Origin of the sequence: Thermonema rossianum DSM 10300 (genome assembly GCF_000426825.1) — a bacterium.
In the GTDB taxonomy this organism is placed as follows: domain Bacteria; phylum Bacteroidota; class Bacteroidia; order Cytophagales; family Thermonemataceae; genus Thermonema; species Thermonema rossianum.
The window spans coordinates 14,417-31,784 of record NZ_AUGC01000020.1 but is presented as its reverse complement, the minus strand read 5'-3'; the positions used below and the strand labels follow the sequence as shown (position 1 = coordinate 31,784).

General features: G+C 48.4%; 18 protein-coding genes and 1 rRNA gene. 9 read left to right on the top strand and 10 right to left on the bottom strand.

Annotated features, from left to right (window positions below):
* Positions 1-105: ribosomal RNA gene (locus K384_RS11445) — 16S ribosomal RNA — on the bottom strand; the annotation flags it as partial.
* Positions 106-551: 446 nt separating this feature from the next.
* On the opposite strand from K384_RS11445, the gene K384_RS11440 reads away from it, so the two are divergent.
* Positions 552-1,802 carry a pyridoxal phosphate-dependent decarboxylase family protein gene (locus K384_RS11440; RefSeq protein WP_038032530.1) on the top strand — a complete coding sequence of 417 codons (1,251 nt, stop codon included), beginning with the start codon at positions 552-554 and terminating at the stop codon, positions 1,800-1,802.
* An 89-nt stretch (positions 1,803-1,891) separates the two neighbouring features.
* Positions 1,892-2,890 carry a radical SAM protein gene (locus K384_RS11435; RefSeq protein WP_038032537.1) on the top strand — a complete coding sequence of 333 codons (999 nt, stop codon included), beginning with the start codon at positions 1,892-1,894 and terminating at the stop codon, positions 2,888-2,890.
* Positions 2,891-2,930: 40 nt separating this feature from the next.
* Here the strand turns inward: K384_RS11435 and K384_RS11430 are convergent, their stop codons facing one another.
* The 5 genes from K384_RS11430 to K384_RS11410 all read right to left on the bottom strand — a co-directional run bounded on the left by K384_RS11430 (position 2,931) and on the right by K384_RS11410 (position 6,249).
* Positions 2,931-3,392, bottom strand: coding sequence for a hypothetical protein (locus K384_RS11430; RefSeq protein ID WP_157630150.1), 462 nt, complete (start codon positions 3,390-3,392; stop codon positions 2,931-2,933).
* A 39-nt stretch (positions 3,393-3,431) separates the two neighbouring features.
* Entirely contained in the window at positions 3,432-3,884 is a 453-nt protein-coding gene (locus K384_RS11425) for a lipocalin-like domain-containing protein (protein ID WP_038032527.1), read from the bottom strand.
* Positions 3,885-3,920: 36 nt separating this feature from the next.
* Entirely contained in the window at positions 3,921-4,283 is a 363-nt protein-coding gene (locus K384_RS11420; protein WP_157630149.1) for a hypothetical protein, read from the bottom strand.
* Positions 4,284-4,418: 135 nt separating this feature from the next.
* Positions 4,419-5,165, bottom strand: coding sequence for a class I SAM-dependent methyltransferase (locus K384_RS11415; protein ID WP_038032522.1), 747 nt, complete (start codon positions 5,163-5,165; stop codon positions 4,419-4,421).
* Position 5,166: 1 nt separating this feature from the next.
* On the bottom strand, positions 5,167-6,249 hold the full coding sequence (locus tag K384_RS11410; RefSeq protein WP_038032520.1) for an FAD:protein FMN transferase: 1,083 nt from the start codon (positions 6,247-6,249) through the stop codon (positions 5,167-5,169).
* Positions 6,250-6,336: 87 nt separating this feature from the next.
* Here K384_RS11410 and ruvB point away from each other — a divergent pair, with 87 nt between their 5' ends.
* Both ruvB and K384_RS11400 read left to right on the top strand, forming a co-directional pair.
* On the top strand, positions 6,337-7,371 hold the full coding sequence (gene ruvB / locus K384_RS11405) for a Holliday junction branch migration DNA helicase RuvB (RefSeq protein ID WP_038032519.1): 1,035 nt from the start codon (positions 6,337-6,339) through the stop codon (positions 7,369-7,371).
* Positions 7,364-8,281, top strand: coding sequence for a TIGR01777 family oxidoreductase (locus K384_RS11400; RefSeq protein ID WP_038032518.1), 918 nt, complete (start codon positions 7,364-7,366; stop codon positions 8,279-8,281). Before ruvB ends, K384_RS11400 begins: the two co-directional genes overlap by 8 nt.
* 70 nt (positions 8,282-8,351) lie before the next feature.
* Here K384_RS11400 and serS read toward each other — a convergent pair whose 3' ends face one another.
* Positions 8,352-9,626: a serine--tRNA ligase gene (gene serS / locus K384_RS11395; protein ID WP_038032517.1), complete on the bottom strand. Its 1,275-nt coding sequence runs from the start codon at positions 9,624-9,626 to the stop codon at positions 8,352-8,354.
* A gap of 426 nt (positions 9,627-10,052) precedes the next feature.
* Between serS and rho the strand changes: the two genes are divergently transcribed.
* Positions 10,053-11,864 carry a transcription termination factor Rho gene (gene rho / locus K384_RS11390; RefSeq protein ID WP_038032516.1) on the top strand — a complete coding sequence of 604 codons (1,812 nt, stop codon included), beginning with the start codon at positions 10,053-10,055 and terminating at the stop codon, positions 11,862-11,864.
* 102 nt (positions 11,865-11,966) lie between these two features.
* Complete coding sequence (locus K384_RS13775; RefSeq protein WP_157630148.1) at positions 11,967-12,128, top strand: hypothetical protein; 162 nt, start codon at positions 11,967-11,969, stop codon at positions 12,126-12,128.
* A gap of 72 nt (positions 12,129-12,200) precedes the next feature.
* Here the strand turns inward: K384_RS13775 and K384_RS11385 are convergent, their stop codons facing one another.
* Positions 12,201-13,025, bottom strand: coding sequence for an SDH family Clp fold serine proteinase (locus tag K384_RS11385; RefSeq protein ID WP_038032514.1), 825 nt, complete (start codon positions 13,023-13,025; stop codon positions 12,201-12,203).
* 19 nt (positions 13,026-13,044) lie between these two features.
* The gene (gene hslV / locus K384_RS11380) at positions 13,045-13,587 is read right to left on the bottom strand and encodes an ATP-dependent protease subunit HslV (protein WP_038032511.1); all 543 of its coding nucleotides are present in this window, start codon (positions 13,585-13,587) and stop codon (positions 13,045-13,047) included.
* A 106-nt stretch (positions 13,588-13,693) separates the two neighbouring features.
* Here hslV and K384_RS11375 point away from each other — a divergent pair, with 106 nt between their 5' ends.
* Genes K384_RS11375 through surE form a run of 3 tightly spaced genes read left to right on the top strand, consistent with a single transcriptional unit; the run spans position 13,694 to position 16,344 of the window.
* Complete coding sequence (locus tag K384_RS11375; RefSeq protein ID WP_038032536.1) at positions 13,694-14,932, top strand: bifunctional 3,4-dihydroxy-2-butanone-4-phosphate synthase/GTP cyclohydrolase II; 1,239 nt, start codon at positions 13,694-13,696, stop codon at positions 14,930-14,932.
* Complete coding sequence (locus tag K384_RS11370) at positions 14,898-15,563, top strand: hypothetical protein (RefSeq protein WP_157630147.1); 666 nt, start codon at positions 14,898-14,900, stop codon at positions 15,561-15,563. Before K384_RS11375 ends, K384_RS11370 begins: the two co-directional genes overlap by 35 nt.
* A 4-nt stretch (positions 15,564-15,567) precedes the next feature.
* On the top strand, positions 15,568-16,344 hold the full coding sequence (gene surE / locus K384_RS11365; RefSeq protein ID WP_038032506.1) for a 5'/3'-nucleotidase SurE: 777 nt from the start codon (positions 15,568-15,570) through the stop codon (positions 16,342-16,344).
* Between the two features lie 113 nt (positions 16,345-16,457).
* On the opposite strand, the gene K384_RS11360 is transcribed toward surE, so the two are convergent.
* Positions 16,458-17,300 (bottom strand): 1,4-dihydroxy-2-naphthoyl-CoA synthase, encoded by an 843-nt coding sequence (locus K384_RS11360; protein WP_211245251.1) that lies wholly within the window; start codon positions 17,298-17,300, stop codon positions 16,458-16,460.
* Between the last annotated feature and the right edge of the window lie 68 nt (positions 17,301-17,368).

Genomic DNA, 17,368 nt, shown 5'->3' with positions numbered 1-17,368 from the left:
CCGGTCGCCGGCATCTTCCCGAAGGAAGACCCGCTGCCCCTCGACTTGCATGTATTAGGCCTGCCGCTAGCGTTCATCCTGAGCCAGGATCAAACTCTCCGTTGTAAAAAAAGTTTGATTCCCGACAACGTGAACTCTCTTTCATTAGGTCAAAGAACGTCTGACTCCTAAGAGCCTTTGTGCCTTCCTTCCAAAGGCGGGTTGCAAAGGTAAACACTCTTTTAATTCCTTGCAAACTTTTTGTTAACTTTTTTCGCCCTGCGCTGCCCGCAAAAGCGAATGCAAATCTAAAACACTTTTTGTTTCCCTCCAAATTCCTGCCCCTCTTTTTTTTCGCCGGGCTGCCTGCTGTATCGCCCGTTTCCCTCATTTGCGAGTGCAAAGGTAGATACCTTTCTCTTTCTGTGCAAGTGTTCCAAGAAAAAAATTTATGCAAAAACACATAAGCCACTGAAAAACAAAATATTAAAATTTCACACTAATGATTTTGCTCATCGAGCTTTCGGTTAAAAATCTTTATTTTGCCGTGCAAAAACCAAACGACATTTATCATGTATTGGGAAAGATATACACACCATCGCATCAAGGAACGCATATTGCAAGCACTCAAAGAAAATATTAATTATGATGAATATCCGATTTTAGGGGTACCAGCCACCTATTTGGATGAAGAGGAGTTTTACCCCGATGCACCTTTTTTGGAAAACGCCCCCTTCATGAAAACACTCATTGCCAACCCGAACCATATTGGGGTGCACACCTTGGACAATGGCCGTTCTTTAAAGATATTCAAAGGAACACAGGCGATTGAGCGTGAACTTATAGAAATTGTTTCGGAGCAGGTATTTCAAGGCGAGCCCAAGCAACAAGATGGTTACATTGCCAGTGGGGGCACGGAAGCCAATATACAAGCAGTATGGATTTACCGTAATTATTTCGAAAAGGAATTTGGCGCATCCCCTCAGGAAATAGCGTTGGTTTACTCGGAAGATACGCACTACTCTATACCTAAAGCAGCCAACCTCTTGGGGCTTCCGTCTATTATCATTTCAGTGGAGGAAGACACGCGTCTTATTCAAGAGGAAGATTTGGAGCGGAAGGTATCCGAAGCCATGGAGCAGGGCGTGCGGTATTTCATTGTGATTTCGAACTTATCGACTACCATGTTTGGCTCCGTGGACCCGGTAGATGTGTATGCCAACTTCTTCTTAAAAAGACAACTCCCTTTCAAACTGCACATAGATGCGGCTTTTGGCGGTTTTATTTTTCCATTTGTAAACCGTGACCCTTTGTATTCTTTCAAGAATCCGCATGTTACTTCCATTGCAACCGATGGTCACAAGATGCTTCAAGCGCCTTATGGTACGGGAATTTTTATGATTCGCAAGGGCTATTTCGACTACGTGGTTACGCCACAGGCACAATATATTCCGGGCTTAGATTACACACTTTGCGGCAGCCGCTCGGGTGCCAACGCGGTAGCCGTATGGATGATTTTGCGACGTTACGGCTCGGAGGGGTGGAAAGCCAAGATGGAGGAGCTGCTGTACCGCACAGATGACTTATGTGCTTCGTTGGATGAATTGGGGGTAAAGTACTATCGTCATCCGAACATCAATATTGTGGCTATTAAGGCAGAATATGTACCTGCAAACTTGGCGCAGAAATATTTCTTGGTAGCTGACAGTTATCAAAGAGCACCTAAATGGTGGAAGATTGTGGTGATGCCTCATGTGCGGCAGGGGTTCATAGACCGCTTCTTGGAGGAGTTGGCTTTACATTTGAAAAAACAACCTATTTAATTAAGAGCTAAAACACAGTACAAAGAAAGGCAGTGAAGTGTACACTGCCTTTTTATTTTTGTACTTTACTTGCTCAACCTATTTGGCATATGCGACTCGTACGGCACCCAGTGTTATGCAACTATTACCTTACCTACAGATGCAATGCGCGCTGTAGCTTTTGCGACATATGGGAGCGCCCCTCTCCCTATGCTCATCGCGAAGCGGTATTTCAAAATTTGAAAGATGCCCGTCGTCTGGGGGTTGATATAGTGGATTTTACCGGTGGTGAGCCCTTGTTGCACCGCGAGCTCCCCGACTTTTTAGAATATGCACAAACATTGGGTCTTATTACGACCGTCACCACCAATGCTTTGCTTTATCCTAAATATGCCGAAGCACTCAAAGGGAAGATAGACATGCTTCATTTTTCCTTGGATGCTGCCGATGCAGAAAGCCACGACAGCATTCGCGGGGTGCGTTGCTTTGAGCATGTCATGCGCTCCATAGAGGTAGCTCTTGCGCTGGGCGAACGTCCCGATATTCTCTTTACGGCTACCAATCATAACTTGCACCACATTCAGCGTATCTGGGAAAATATATGCCTTCCGAACCGCTTGGTACTCATCATCAATCCTGTATTTCATTACAACGAAGTGGGTGAAGCGCTCACGCCCGAAAGCCTGAACATACTACGACAGTGGGCGAGGAAACCGTGGGTTTATTTAAATGAGGCTTTTTTGAAACTGCGCGCAGATGGCGGCAATGATATTCGCAAGCCTGTATGCCGTGCCGGCAGCAGCACATTGGTTATCTCGCCTCAAAATGAGTTGGTTGTGCCTTGTTATCATTTATCGGCAGCGCGTTTTCCCATAAAAAACAATCTTTTTGAGTTGTACCACAGTGCACAAGTACAAAAGTGGATACGTCAAGAAGGGCGTTTAAGTGGCTGCGAGGGCTGTGCCATCAACTGTTACATGCAACCTTCTTTTGCCGTGGAAATGAATACTTACTGGTGGCTGGCATTACGCAGCACGTTAAAATACAATTATATGAAAGGTACCTGGCGCCGCTACTTATATCAAAAAATAAAGGCGAGGAAAGCATAAAGCCCCCTCGCCTTGTGACAGACTGCCGTTTTACAGCTGCTTATTCAGTTTCTTCTTCTTCTTGAAAAGGAACGAATACGATGCTGTCATCGCCCTCGCCTAATACCAAGCGACTTTCCGATATTTGCACAGGCATGGCATCGCCGGCCTCCTCGCCCCCTTTTTCTTTCAAGGTAAGCAATTTGCCATCCTCTGAAAGCGACCACTCAAATTCAGCTTCGCCCTGTACCGAAGTAGTGATTCCGGTTCCATCTTCTTTAAACTCCATGGTCATAGCGCCCAATAGCGTAACCATCAGTTCTTTTTGGGCTTTCAGCTCTTCTGCTTGCTCGGGGTTTTCCTTAGCCAAGATGGCTATTTGTTCGTCCAACTTTTGGCTCAACCACTCTTTGTCAAGCATCCACTTTTTGAGTAAATGCTTGCGGGGGTTGTCAAGTGTGAAACTACTCAACAAAACCAAGGTGAGCATCAACACTCCTGCTAATTTACTTACTGTTCTCATTTTACTTTTTGTTTATCAAAGACTTTACTAATACTTTTACTATTCTTGCTCTTCGGCAGGAATAAAGATCATTTGCCTGCCTTCCTCAGATTTTTCCTTTAACACCATCTTGCTGCTACTGATTTCCACTATTTCAAGATCTACGGGTTCGTTCCCCCCTTCTTCTGCACCGGTGGACACTTGGCGCAAGGTGTTTCCGTCCACGATTTCCCAAGTACCTTCTTCACTCCCCATAGGCGTCTCCATTTTATAGGTACCGTCTGCGTTATAGGTAAGCCTGTAAGCCTTCATGGCTTGCTTCATCATGGGCCACATGGATTCCATCAGTGCTTTTTCTTCTTCATTTGCGTTTGCCAACATGTCGGCTTTCATTGCATCGGGGTCGAAAGTCCAGGCATGTGCACTCATCAAGCTTTTAGGATCGCTTTTACAAGCGCTAAAAAGCATGGGAACTGCTAATAAAATGACGGCATACAAAAAATACTTCTTCATACAAATTGACTTTGAGAGTTTATATTGATTAAAGACTTAACGAACGGGAAGCAATATAAATTTTGCGGGTTCTTTGATTTTAGAGTGGTCAGCCGGCTTCATATAAAACACTATGCGTTTTTTGCTGATTTTCTTCACCCATACAGTATCTTTGCCCACGACAAGTTGGTTATCAAGCAACTGCCACCGGCCGGCTTCATACCACGAGGTACCGTTATCCGAACTTCTCATAAAGATGCCATCTGCATCGAAATGATAGCGCTCTTGTGCACTTTCTTGCTGCATGCGCTTGAGATTCTGCGGCTCTTTGACAACAGCTGCTCTCTCTTCTTCCGACAATACGGAAAGATAGGTTTGTGTCAGCTGTTCGACGTCGTCCCGCCAAATTTGTGATATCAAAATCTGCTTTTTGCTTTTACAGGCGACAAGCTCTGTTGTAAGCAGACAGGCAGTGAATACCAAGAGGCTCGAACGCATGAATGATGTTGGTCAAATAATTTACAATATACGCCTTTTCTGCATAACGGGCAATATTTATGCCAACTCTTTGCATACATGCATAATCATGCGTGGGGACCGGGGCGCTTCATAAGCAGAGAGGGCGTAGTCGCCCCACAGGTTTTTGAGTGTCAAACCGGCTTTTTGAAAAAATGCCCGGAAATCATCGAGATGAAACAAACGCACACGCTCAAAGAACTCAAAATCTTGCCCTTCGAAGCGAAACTGTATGCGCTTTACCACAAAGCCATCGTCAATAAAGCGCCGGATGTAGAAAGTGATGCCTTCCTCATGCTTTTCTTCTTCTTGCTTGAGGTGCGCCATCACATAAGCAGGATTCAAAAAGTCGATGACTGCTTGCCCGCCCGGCTTCAGCTCTTTGTAAATGGCCTCTATTACACGGTAGTTTTCATCATCAGACTCAAAGTAACCAAAGCTTGTAAAGAGATTGAAGACATAGTCAAATGCTTCCGTCGCATAGGGCAGCCTCATGTCGTGCACATCGAAGCGCAAATGAGGGCGCTCATATTGCTTGGCGTAGGCAATATTTTGCCCGGAAAGGTCAACGCCTACTACATCCAGTCCTTCATTCCACAGGTGCAAGGCATGGCGTCCGCGTCCACAGGCCAAATCCAGTGCCTTTTGTCCGGCAACAAAATGAAGTTCTTTTGCCAGATTATGAATAAAAACACGGGCTTCCTGCTCGTTTCGATATTTGTAAAGTATATGGTAAAAAGGGGTATTGAACCATTCTTTATACCAATCTTGCGACTTCTGCATCATATCAGTTGCTTTCTTGTTTTATTTCTACAATGCGCTGTTTGAGTGCCGGCGATACAAACACATTGAGTTTTCCCCGGTCATCATAAATCAGGTAGGCTTTTAGTTCCGGATGTTTGTCCAGCAGGCGGCGGGCTTCGTCCAGCCCCACAACCATGAAGGCAGTAGCATAAGCATCGGCAGTCATGGCATCAGGGGCAATCACGGTGGCACTCAACAAGCTGTGAGTAACCGGGTAACCGGTGCGCGGGTCTATGGTATGGGTGTATTTTTTACCGTTCTTCACATAAAATTTTTCATAATTGCCGGAAGTAGCCAGCCCTTCATTTTCCAGCTCAACAATAGCATAAGCTACGCTTTTGCCCTTTTCGGCCTGTAAGGGATCTTTGATGCCAATGCGCCAGTGATTCCCTTCTTTGTTTTTACCGGCACAGCGCAATTCGCCGCCCAACTCAATCATGAAACGATGCACGCCTTGGGCAAGCAGGTAGTCTGCCAGCACATCCACACTATAACCCTGGGCTATGGCGTTGAAGTCGAGCTGCACGAAGTCGCGCTTTTTCCAAACACACGAATCATTGAAATCGATATTGGCAAAACCAACCAGACGGCGTAAAGAATCAAGCACCGCACCCTTGGGCGGTTCGGGGGGGGCAGCAGGCGCGAAACCATAAGCGCGCACCAAGGGGGCAACCGTCGGGTCGAAAGCGCCGCCGGTCGCTTCATATACTTCTTTACTTTTTTGTAATACGGGCAAAAAGTAAGGCAATCGATAACATAAACGCTTGGTATCGCCGGCATTGAAGCGGCTTATTTCCGAAGTGGGCAAGTAGGTTGAAAGCGCTTGGTCGAACAGGCGCAACAAAGAGTCTATGACCGGTTGAAAATCGCGCCTCAAAGAATCGTAATACTTGATTTGATAGGTGGTGCCTTGTGCCGAACCGCGCAACTCAAACCAACCGGAACCAAGCTGCTGTTGTTTGGTTTGCTGTTCTTGCTGCTTCCGGTGCGCCCGGTAATGATAAACACCGACAATCGACACAAGCAAAAGGAGTGAATAAATGATATTTTTTGCTCTTGGGTTCATTGTTGTTTCCGCTATGGCACAAAGTTACACTTTCTGCCTGATGCAGTCATAAATTTGTATCTTTGAATAGCTGACGTACCAAAAGCTATGGGAAGAAACGACTTACTAAGGGCAGAAAAAGAGCATCTGTCCAACAAAGACTTGGAAATAGAGCGCGCCCTACGTCCCCTCAGTTTCGAAGACTTTACCGGGCAGCCTCAAATAGTAGAGAACCTGCGGGTATTCGTGCAAGCTGCTTTGCAGCGGGGCGAAGCCCTCGACCATGTGCTACTGCACGGACCGCCAGGCTTGGGCAAAACGACCTTGGCCAACATCATCAGCAATGAATTGGGGGTAAATTTGACCATCACTTCCGGACCGGTGCTCGACAAGCCCAGTGACCTTGCCGGCTTGCTCACCAAGCTTGAGCCACACGACGTGTTGTTTATTGATGAAATCCACCGCCTCAATCCCGTGGTAGAGGAATATTTGTATTCTGCCATGGAAGATTATCGCATTGATATCATGCTGGACACGGGTCCCAATGCCCGCAGTGTGCAAATCAGCCTGAATCCCTTTACGCTGATTGGGGCTACTACGCGTTCCGGTTTGCTGACCTCCCCCCTGCGCGCCCGCTTCGGCATTACTGCCCGCCTCAACTATTACGATGCTTCCACACTACAAAAAATTGTCATTCGTTCGGCACGTTTGCTGGGCATTCCAATTGAAGAAACAGCCGCCTTGGAAATAGCGCGCCGGAGCCGCGGCACTCCCCGCATTGCCAACAACCTGTTGCGCCGCACCCGCGACTTTGCACAAGTCAAAGGCGATGGGGTCATTACTTTGCCCATTGCCGAAATGGCTTTACAAGCGCTCAATGTAGATAAAAACGGGCTCGATGAAATGGACAATAAGATATTGTCCACCATCATTCATAAGTTCAAAGGGGGACCGGTGGGGCTTTCGACCATAGCCACTGCCTGCGGCGAAGATGCCGAAACAATAGAAGAAGTGTACGAACCATTCCTTATACAAGAAGGTTATATCAAACGCACTGCACGCGGCAGGCAAGCAACGCCTCTGGCATACAAACACTTGGGTATAGTGCCGCCTGCTGCCCAAAACTCTTTGTTCGATGAATGATAAACCACAAATACTCATCACCGGGGGCACCGGACTGGTGGGCAGTTACTTGCGCCGCTTCATCATAGAGCAACAACTACCCTACCGGATAGGCGTGCTAAGCCGGCGCCCGGTGCAATTGCCTCATGCCAAAACTTATCTTTGGGATATAGAAAAAGAACAGATCGATCCCAAGGCACTGGAAGAAAGCGACTACATCATTCACTTGGCGGGTGCCGGCATTGCCGATAAACCGTGGACTGCCGAGCGCAAGCGTCTGATTCTGGAAAGCCGCACCCGTAGTACTGCTTTGCTATATAAGGCACTGAAAAACAACCCTCACCGTGTGAAACACTTCGTATCGGCCTCGGCAGTGGGCTATTACGGCTTCGATACCGGCGACCGTCTTTTGCATGAAGACAGCCCGCCGGGCAATGATTTTTTGGCACAGGTAGTGGTTGCATGGGAAAAAGAAATTTTCCGCATAGCGGAACTTATGCCTGCGGTGGCTTTACGCATTGGCATTGTATTGAGCAACGAAGGCGGCGCACTGCCGCAGCTGGCACGCCCGGTACGTTGGTTTGTAGGGGCACCGCTGGGCAGTGGAAAGCAATACCTTTCCTGGATACACATACGTGACCTTTGCCGCTTATTCTTGTATGCTTTACAAAAACCTTTGGACACCGGCGTTTACAATGCCGTGGAGGGCAAGCCGGTAACCAATGCAGAGATGACACGCATCATTGCCCGTGTGCTGGGGCGTCCGTTGTGGCTGCCCAAAGTTCCCGCTTTTGTGTTGAAAACACTGCTGGGCGAAATGGCCAATCTGGTGCTGGGCGGCAACCGTGTAAGCAACGAAAAAGTTATTCAAAGCGGATTCAGCTATGAGTTCACCGAGCCGGAAGCCGCTTTGCGCGACCTGCTGAAGTAACCAAAACAGAGAAGCAGCCACTTACCGGCAGTAGCTGCTTCTTTTCTGTTCTGAAAACGATTCAAACAATTCAGTTAATTATGTCAAAGCCGGTGTAAGGCTGCAGTGCTTTAGGGATACGAATGCCTTCGGGCGTTTGGTTGTTTTCCAACAAGGCTGCCACAATACGCGGGAATGCCAAGGCACTGCCGTTCAAAGTATGCAGCAATTCAGTTTTTTTGTTCTCAGTACGATAGCGCAGCATCATGCGGGCAGCCTGGTACGACTCAAAGTTGCTCACAGAACTCACCTCCAGCCACTTTTTCTGCCCCGCAGCAAACACTTCCATATCATAAGTAAGCGCCGAGGTGAAGCTCATATCCCCCCCGCATAGTTTTACCACTCTGTAGGGCAGCTCCAGGGCTTCCAGCAAAGACTGCACATAATGCCGCATTTCTTCCAGCGCCGCATAAGACTCTTCGGGCTTGCGTATCTGTACGATTTCCACTTTGTCGAATTGGTGCAGGCGGTTCAAGCCACGCACATCGGCCCCCCATGTGCCTGCCTCCCGCCGGAAACAAGGCGTATATCCCACATGCTTGATGGGCAGCTGATGCTCTTCCAGTATCATATCGCGATACATGTTGGTGATAGGCACTTCCGCCGTGGGAATAACATACAGGTTGTCGCGTTCAATATGATACATCTGCCCGTCTTTATCGGGCAACTGCCCGGTGCCGAAAGCCGATGCTTCGTTTACCAAAACCGGCGGTTGCACTTCCACGTAGCCCGCTTCCACGGCACGGTCTAAAAAGAAGTTGAGTAAAGCACGCTGCAGGCGCGCCCCCTTTCCCTTATAGAAAGGGAAACCGCTGCCGGTTACTTTGCTACCGGTTTCAAAGTCGATAATATCGTATTTTACAATAAGCTCCCAGTGAGGCAAGGCATCTTCACCCAATAGAGGAATTTCGCCTTTCTGTTCTACTATTTCATTGTCTTCTGCTGAGACACCTTCCGGTACACTTTCATGGGGAATGTTGGGAATGGTGGCCAGTAGCTCCTGCAACTTACGTTCTGCCTCGCGCAGTGCTTCTACCAGGCGTTGTGCCTCTTCTTTAAGGCTTTTGGCTTGCGCTTTGGCTTTTTCCGCCTCCTCTTTTTGCCCTGTTTTCATGAGCTGGCCAATCGACTTGGCTACACGATTGGACTCGGCAAGCACATCGTCATGTTGTTTTTGTATTTGGCGACGTTCCGCATCACGCTGCAATACTTCATCAATCAATTGTTGCGCCCCGGCCACACGTTTTTTTTCCAAGCCGGCAATTACGCGCTCTTTTTGCTCTCTTATTTGCTGTATAGTTAACATAAGCTGCTGAATGTTGTTTCTGTAAAACTCCCGGCAAATTAAAAAAATGATTAGGATTCAAACAGTTTATTTGCCGGTAATATTCATTTTTACTAAATTCGCCACTATAAGAACACAAAAGCTCTTTACTCCGGGATTTGCCTACAGCATTTCTTTTTTATATTTGCGGATGTCCGCGCACTCAATCTTTTTATTATCCAACAACAACCACACAAATTGAAGAAACTGCATTCCGTGTAATAGACGGCAGCAGTCGTTGTAAGAATATGACAACCGATAATCTTGTGTCGATCCTCATTTTATCTTATCGTTCAATCAAAACAGACAAGCGGCCATAAGCTTTTTGTTTCGAGTCCATAAATCATAAAAAGCCTGTTCATTAACATTTTTTGAATTTCAGGAAAAGCTAAAATTAATTAAACCTGTATGTACACCATCGAAGATCTAAAACTTAAGTTGCTTTCGGAATTGAGGGAGATAGCCGAGCAACTCCGGTTATCCAACTACAAAAAACTCTCTAAGCAAGAGCTTATTTATAAGATACTGGACCAGCAAGCGGTGCTTCCCGAAGAGGAGCTTCAGAAATTGGCCCCCCCAGCAGAAACCACCGAGCCTGCCCCCTCGACCGAAGAAGCACAAGAAACTGCTTCGAAAACCAATGCTCAAAGCAAAACGCGTCGTAAGCGGCAAAATGTGAAAGAGGTTACTGACAAAAAAGAAGAAGCCGAAGAAAACCAAAAGGCAGCGGAAGAAAAGACCGGGACAACTGACGATAAAGATAAAGAAGCGAAAACAGAAAAAGCAGAAGAGAAAAAAAGTACGCGCCGGCGCAAGCGAACCAATGTAGTTGAAACCAAAAAAGAAAGCACGGAAGAGACTTCTACCCCCCAAGAAAAAGACCAGGCAAAGCAGGAAACCCAAGCGGATGCCAATAAAATAAAAGAAACACCGGCTGCTAAGGAAGAAACAAAATCTACGAAAGAAAGCGCGACGCCAAGTCCTCAACAAAAAGAACCCACAGAAAAAGAAGAGCCCAAAGCAGAACAAGAAACCGCACCTGCCAACACGCAGCCTGCCGAGCCGGTAAAAGATCGCCGTTATTACCGCAAGCTTATCAAGGACTTCGAAGGCATAGTGGATTGCACGGGCGTGTTGGAAATTCAGCCCGAAGGTTATGGCTTTCTGCGCTCGGCAGATTATAACTACCTCCCCAGCCCCGACGACGTATATGTATCTCACTCTCAAATACGCCTGTTCGGCCTAAAAACCGGCGATACGGTAGTAGGTCCGGTGCGCCCTCCCAAAGACGGTGAAAAATATTTCGCATTGCTGCGCATCCATAGCGTAAACGGCCGAAGCACCGATGAAATACGCGATAGAATTGCCTTTGAACACCTGACGCCCCTGTTCCCGCAAGAACGGCTCAAGCTAAGTACCAAACCTGACCTGTATTCTACCCGCTTGCTCGACCTGTTTGCCCCCATAGGCAAAGGGCAGCGTGGTTTGATAGTGGCACAGCCCAAAACAGGGAAAACCGTGCTGCTCAAGCAAATTGCCAATGCCATTGCCGAAAACCATCCGGAAGTCTATTTGATTGTGTTGCTCATCGACGAGCGCCCCGAAGAAGTCACCGACATGATGCGCAGTGTACGCGCCGAGGTCATCTCTTCCACTTTCGATGAGCCGGCCGAACGTCATGTGAAAGTTTCTTCTATAGTGCTCGAAAAAGCCAAACGGATGGTAGAATGTGGGCACGATGTGGTGATTTTGCTTGACTCTATCACCCGTTTGGCACGTGCTTACAACACGGTCATTCCTTCGTCCGGAAAAATTCTGTCCGGTGGGGTCGATGCCAACGCGCTGCATAAACCCAAGCGCTTCTTTGGTGCGGCACGCAATGTGGAAAATGGTGGCTCGCTTACCATCATCGCTACTGCCCTGATAGACACAGGTTCCAAAATGGACGAGGTGATCTTTGAAGAGTTCAAAGGAACCGGCAACATGGAGTTGCAGCTGGACCGCAAACTGGCCAACCGTCGTATCTATCCGGCCATAGACATACCGGCTTCGGGCACCCGTCGCGAAGATTTGCTTATGGACAAAGACGAGCTCAACCGGGTATGGATATTGCGCAAATACATGAGCGACATGACCTCCATAGAAGCCATGGAGTTTTTGCTGGAAAGAATGCGCGGCACCATGGACAACCGCGAATTCTTGCTGTCAATGAATGGGTAACACGCCTGTTTTTCCTGAAAACAAATAAAAAAAGGGAGCTTTTTTAAGCTCTCTTTTTTATTTTTCGTACTACAATGTATCTCCATCAAAAAAACTATTCTCATGAACAAAAACACACGTTATCTGCTGCGTCTAATCAGTATTCTCATTTTTGGTTTAGGCTTAGCCTGCGCCCAAGACTGGGTCCGTATTCCTGCCATCAGCGGCAACGAAGACTGGCTAATGGTCATCGGCTATGGGCTGTTGCTTTTCGTGAGCCGCTAATAAAAGACAAAACCGGGCTTCTGCTTGAACAAGAAGCACCGGTTTGTTTTATGATTCGCTCTTTCTTCCTGCCTATTTTGAAAAAGCACCGCCATGCACCGGCTCCAAATACTCCACATTGCGGGTGCGAACCGGCTGCGGATACAAGGTCATCAGCTGCATGAACTCCACCGGAATTTGGTCGCTCACACGCAAGCCCAAGGCTTGTGCCTTGGCAAAGTTGATAGGATAATCGTGGGTCCAGGTGCCTTCTGTCAATACCTTTGCCAACTCATCTGCTTTTTCTTTGGGGTAGTTCTTGATAAGCAGCTCACGAATGGTTTCCTGTAGCTGTGCCGTTGCTTTTTCTGCCACATCGGCATAAATCAGCATCTTGTCATCGATTTTGTTGATGTCTTTGATTGCTTTTAGCCGTATGAGCGACGGCGCCGGATATTCGCCCAGTTGAGGGTCCAGAGGCCCCAGCACCGCATTGGGCGACATAATGATTTCATCGGCGGCCAATGCTATGAGCGTGCCCCCACTCATGGCATAATGCGGCACAATTACACGCACTTTCCCCTTCCGGCGGCTAATGGCACGTGCTATCTGTGTGGCTGCCAACACCAGCCCGCCGGGCGTGTGCAACACCAAGTCAATATCTTTTTCTGGCGGTGTCATCTCCAAAGCCCGCAATACCTCCTCCGAGTCTTCCATGGAAATGAACTTAACCACCGGAAAGCCTAAAAAGCTCATGCTCTCCTGGCGGTGAATCAACAAAATCACTTTTGAGTTGCGCTTGCGCTCAAGGCGCGCAAGGAAACGCACCCGCGCTGACTCCAACAGCTTGCGGCTGATGACCGGCTGAAAAGATATGAGCAGGAAAATAATCCAAAATAAGCTACCTATGTCTCCCATAAATTTATTGTTTTACAATTTAAGATGCGAGTTCTTCAATGGTGAAGTTGTGGTTGGTATAAATGCAAATATCGGCTGCAATACGCAAAGCCTCTTCCACCATTTCGCGCGCGCTCAGGTGAGGGGCATGGCGCTTGAGTGCCAATGCTGCCGATTGGGCATACATACTTCCCGAGCCAATGGCTGCCACCTCCTCATCGGGGCGTAACACGTCGCCGGTACCCGAAATAATCAAAATGTCGTCTTTGGAAATGGCAATCATCATGGCTTCGAGGCGCCGCAAAAAGCGGTCGGTGCGCCAGTCTTTTGCCAATTCAATGGCTGCGCGCTCCATGATGCCGCCGAATTTATTAAGCTTTTCTTCAAAGCGCTCCAGTAAGGTAAAAGCATCGGCCGTAGAGCCGGCAAAACCCACAATCACTTTGCCGTCTTGCAGCTTGCGCACCTTCTTTACATGTGACTTCATCACCGTATTGCCCAAGGTGGCCTGCCCGTCGGCGCCAATGGCAATGCTGCCGTTGTGCTTGACAGCCAAGACCGTAGTTGCGTGTATTGCTTCCATAAAAAACGTATCTTTGCATTAGTTCACAACTAAGGTGCAGTTTTTTCTCAAACTATACAACCTTTTTCGTTGTTTTACAATTGCCAATTATACTTTGAAAATTACGATGGAACAAGCAGGAGACATTCGTTTGGATAGCATAGAAGAAGCTATCGAAGCCATTGCACGTGGCGAAATAGTGATAGTCGTTGATGACGAAGACCGTGAAAATGAGGGGGACTTTATTTGCGCTGCCGAAAAAATCACCCCCGAAATGGTCAATTTCATGATTAAAGAGGGGCGTGGCGTCTTGTGCGTAGCACTCACCGAAGAGCGTTGCAAAGAGTTGAATTTGGATTTGATGGTAGGCAAAAGCACCGCACCCAATGAAACCGCCTTTACCGTAACGGTAGACCTGCTGGGACATGGATGCACCACCGGCGTGTCGGCCTATGACCGCGCCATGACCATACGCGCACTGGCCGACCCCAAAATGAAAGCTGATGACTTCGGGCGCCCGGGCCACATCAATCCACTCAAAGCCCGCGACGGGGGCGTGTTGCGCCGCGCCGGGCATACCGAAGCCGCCGTTGACTTGGCCCGTTTGGCGGGCCTGCGCCCTGCCGGTGTGCTCATCGAAGTGATGAACGACGACGGCAGCATGGCACGCCTGCCCGACCTGCGCAAAATAGCCGATAAGTTCGGCATGAAGCTGGTGTCCATTCAAGACCTGATTGCTTACCGCCTGAAAAAAGATTCACTCATCAAACGGGAAATAGGCGTGGAGCTGCCTACCCAATGGGGCAACTTCGATTTGATAGCCTACCGGCAAATAGATACCGGCGATTTGCATTTGGCCCTTATCAAAGGGCGCTGGGAACCGGACGAGCCCGTATTGGTGCGTGTACACTCGTCTTGTGTTACCGGTGATATTTTCGGTTCATGCCGCTGTGACTGTGGTCCGCAGCTTCACCGTGCCATGGAAATGGTAGAAAAAGAAGGGAAAGGCATTGTTTTGTATATGAATCAAGAAGGGCGCGGCATTGGTTTGCTCAACAAACTGAAAGCCTACAAGCTGCAAGAACAAGGACTGGACACCGTGGAAGCCAATGAGCATTTGGGCTTTAAGCCCGACCAACGCGATTATGGCGTGGGAGCGCAAATCTTACGCGACCTGGGCGTGCACAAAATCCGCCTTATCTCAAACAACCCGAAAAAACGCGCCGGTTTAATGGGCTATGGCTTGGAAATTGTAGAACGGGTACCAATAGAAATAACGCCCAATCCACATAATGAAAAGTATCTTCAGACCAAACGCGACAAACTGGGGCATGAAATTCTCAAAGAAGAAAACAAAACCTCTTAGTCATTTATGGGCATTGTGTTTTTGGCTGGGTATTGGGCTGCTGTCCGGTTTTGAAGCAGCTGCCCAATACTATTTTGCCGAAGAGCACTGGCACCAAGGCTTTTTGATTCATAACGACGGCGACACACTGCGTGGCAAACTACGCTATACACTTGAAAACGACGCAGTGCAACTACAGACAAGCAACGAGCAAATACAAACCTTTAGCGCCCGTCAAATTCTTTACTTCGAATTTTTCGATACGTACTACAAACGCAAGCGTTTGTTTATAGTGTTGCCCTATGCCAAAAACCCGGGCAGCAACTACAAAAGCCCTACCATCTTTGAAGTGTTGACAACCGGCGACTTTGTTACCTTATTGGCACGTGAGCGCCTGGTAACCCAAATGGTTACTACCACCTCGCCTTATGTCATCGGTCCGTCAGTGGCTGTGCGGCGCCCGCGTTTTGAACCCTTCTTTTTGTATGAAAACGGCGAAATACGCCCTTATACAGACAAAAAAGACTTGTTTCGTTTTTTGCCCGGCATGGATGAACGCCTTCATAACTTCATCAAGCAAAACAAGCTCAACCCCGACGAAGTGGGCGACCTCATCAAAATAGTGAATTACTATAACCAAGCGATTCGATAAATCCATGAATTCCAAACGTCCTTTAATTTTAGTGTCGAACGACGACGGCATTGCAGCACCCGGCTTGCACCACCTGGTGCGCCTGATGCGCGAATTCGGTGAAGTGGTTGTGGTAGCCCCCGATAGTCCCCAATCGGGCATGGGCCACGCCATTACCGTAGGCGATACGCTGCGCCTCGAAAAAGTCAATATCTTCGATGACTTGGTAGCCTACGAATGCTCGGGCACCCCTGCCGACTGCGTAAAGCTTGCCAAGCATTATGTGCTTAAAGACCGCACACCCGACCTGGTGGTGAGCGGCATCAATCATGGCAGCAATTCTTCGGTAAGCGTGCTTTACTCGGGCACGATGTCAGCAGCCATTGAAGCGGCCATCGAAGGACTACCGGCTATAGGTTTCTCTTTGTGCGATTATTCGCATGAAGCCGACTTCAGCCACACTTTCGACTGGATTCGCAAGATAGTGCGCCAAGCGTTGGAACAAGGCATTCCCAAACATGTGGCTCTGAATGTAAACTTCCCACACAGCAAACATGCCCCACTCAAAGGCATCCGCTGGTGCCGGCAAGCCAAAGCCCGCTGGCAAGAAAACTTCGATGAGCGCTACGACCCCACCGGACGCCGCTATTTCTGGCTTGTGGGCGACTTCATTAACGAAGATGCCGGCGACGATACTGACGTGTGGGCGCTTGAGCACGGTTATGTGTCTATTGTTCCTTGCAAATTCGACATGACCGACTACGACGCTTTGCGCAGCTTGCGCTCCTGGAAGCTGGAGTAAGCGTTTGCCAAAGGGCAAAGCATGCTTCCCCGCTTTCGTATTTTTTAAATCATGAAAAAAGAGCAGTGCTCATAAGCGCTGCTCTTTCTGCTTTTAACAGACACTTTTGCTTTTTATGGTATCCAAGGGAACTGATCGAAATTAGGCTTGCGCTTTTCAAGGAAGGCATCGCGCCCTTCTTTGGCTTCTTCTGTCATATAAGCCAGGCGGGTGGCTTCGCCCGCAAATACCTGCTGCCCCACCAAACCATCATCTACCAAGTTGAAGGCAAATTTCAGCATACGGATGGAAATACGGCTTTTCTTCAGAATTTCTTGTGCCCACTCATATGCCACTTGTTCGAGTTGGTCGTGGGGCACCACCGCATTCACCATGCCCATTTCGTAGGCTTCTTGTGCCGAATAGTTGCGCCCTAAGAAGAATATTTCACGTGCCCGCTTCTGCCCCACCATACGTGCCAAATAGGCAGAGCCATAGCCGCCGTCGAAGCTGGTTACGTCGGCATCGGTTTGTTTGAAAATGGCGTGCTCTTTGCTGGCAATGGTCAGGTCGCAGACCACATGCAAGCTGTGGCCGCCGCCCACTGCCCAACCGGGCACCACGGCAATCACCACTTTGGGCATGAAACGAATCAAACGCTGTACTTCCAGAATATTGAGCCGCGGCATACCATTGTCGTCCACATATCCTTCTTTACCACGCACGCGCTGGTCGCCACCGCTGCAAAAGGCATACACGCCATCATCGGCAGGTCCTTCGCCGGTCAGTAGAACCACCCCTATGGAGGTATCTTCGCGGGCGTCTAAAAGAGCATCATACAACTCGAATACCGTCTTTGGCCGGAAGGCATTCCGCACATTCGGACGGTTGAAGGCGATGCGTGCAACACCATTGCACTTTTTATAGGTAATATCCTCGTATTCTTTTGCTGTTTGCCAAGGAATGACGGTTGACATCGTGCTTTGGGTTTATAAGGTGAAACATAGGCTTTGGTCAAAAGTAAAGCAATGCTTTCATATTTACA

What these genes read in the sequence shown, in the direction of transcription:
- K384_RS11440 (WP_038032530.1), top strand. Translation starts at nt 552, where the DNA reads ATGTATTGGGAAAGATATACACACCATCGCATCAAGGAACGCATATTG.
- K384_RS11435 (WP_038032537.1), top strand. Translation starts at nt 1,892, where the DNA reads ATGCGACTCGTACGGCACCCAGTGTTATGCAACTATTACCTTACCTAC.
- K384_RS11430 (WP_157630150.1), bottom strand. Translation starts at nt 3,392, where the DNA reads ATGAGAACAGTAAGTAAATTAGCAGGAGTGTTGATGCTCACCTTGGTT.
- K384_RS11425 (WP_038032527.1), bottom strand. Translation starts at nt 3,884, where the DNA reads ATGAAGAAGTATTTTTTGTATGCCGTCATTTTATTAGCAGTTCCCATG.
- K384_RS11415 (WP_038032522.1), bottom strand. Translation starts at nt 5,165, where the DNA reads ATGATGCAGAAGTCGCAAGATTGGTATAAAGAATGGTTCAATACCCCT.
- K384_RS11410 (WP_038032520.1), bottom strand. Translation starts at nt 6,249, where the DNA reads ATGAACCCAAGAGCAAAAAATATCATTTATTCACTCCTTTTGCTTGTG.
- ruvB (WP_038032519.1), top strand. Translation starts at nt 6,337, where the DNA reads ATGGGAAGAAACGACTTACTAAGGGCAGAAAAAGAGCATCTGTCCAAC.
- K384_RS11400 (WP_038032518.1), top strand. Translation starts at nt 7,364, where the DNA reads ATGAATGATAAACCACAAATACTCATCACCGGGGGCACCGGACTGGTG.
- serS (WP_038032517.1), bottom strand. Translation starts at nt 9,626, where the DNA reads ATGTTAACTATACAGCAAATAAGAGAGCAAAAAGAGCGCGTAATTGCC.
- rho (WP_038032516.1), top strand. Translation starts at nt 10,053, where the DNA reads ATGTACACCATCGAAGATCTAAAACTTAAGTTGCTTTCGGAATTGAGG.
- K384_RS13775 (WP_157630148.1), top strand. Translation starts at nt 11,967, where the DNA reads ATGAACAAAAACACACGTTATCTGCTGCGTCTAATCAGTATTCTCATT.
- K384_RS11385 (WP_038032514.1), bottom strand. Translation starts at nt 13,025, where the DNA reads ATGGGAGACATAGGTAGCTTATTTTGGATTATTTTCCTGCTCATATCT.
- hslV (WP_038032511.1), bottom strand. Translation starts at nt 13,587, where the DNA reads ATGGAAGCAATACACGCAACTACGGTCTTGGCTGTCAAGCACAACGGC.
- K384_RS11375 (WP_038032536.1), top strand. Translation starts at nt 13,694, where the DNA reads ATGGAACAAGCAGGAGACATTCGTTTGGATAGCATAGAAGAAGCTATC.
- K384_RS11370 (WP_157630147.1), top strand. Translation starts at nt 14,898, where the DNA reads ATGAAATTCTCAAAGAAGAAAACAAAACCTCTTAGTCATTTATGGGCA.
- surE (WP_038032506.1), top strand. Translation starts at nt 15,568, where the DNA reads ATGAATTCCAAACGTCCTTTAATTTTAGTGTCGAACGACGACGGCATT.
- K384_RS11360 (WP_211245251.1), bottom strand. Translation starts at nt 17,300, where the DNA reads ATGTCAACCGTCATTCCTTGGCAAACAGCAAAAGAATACGAGGATATT.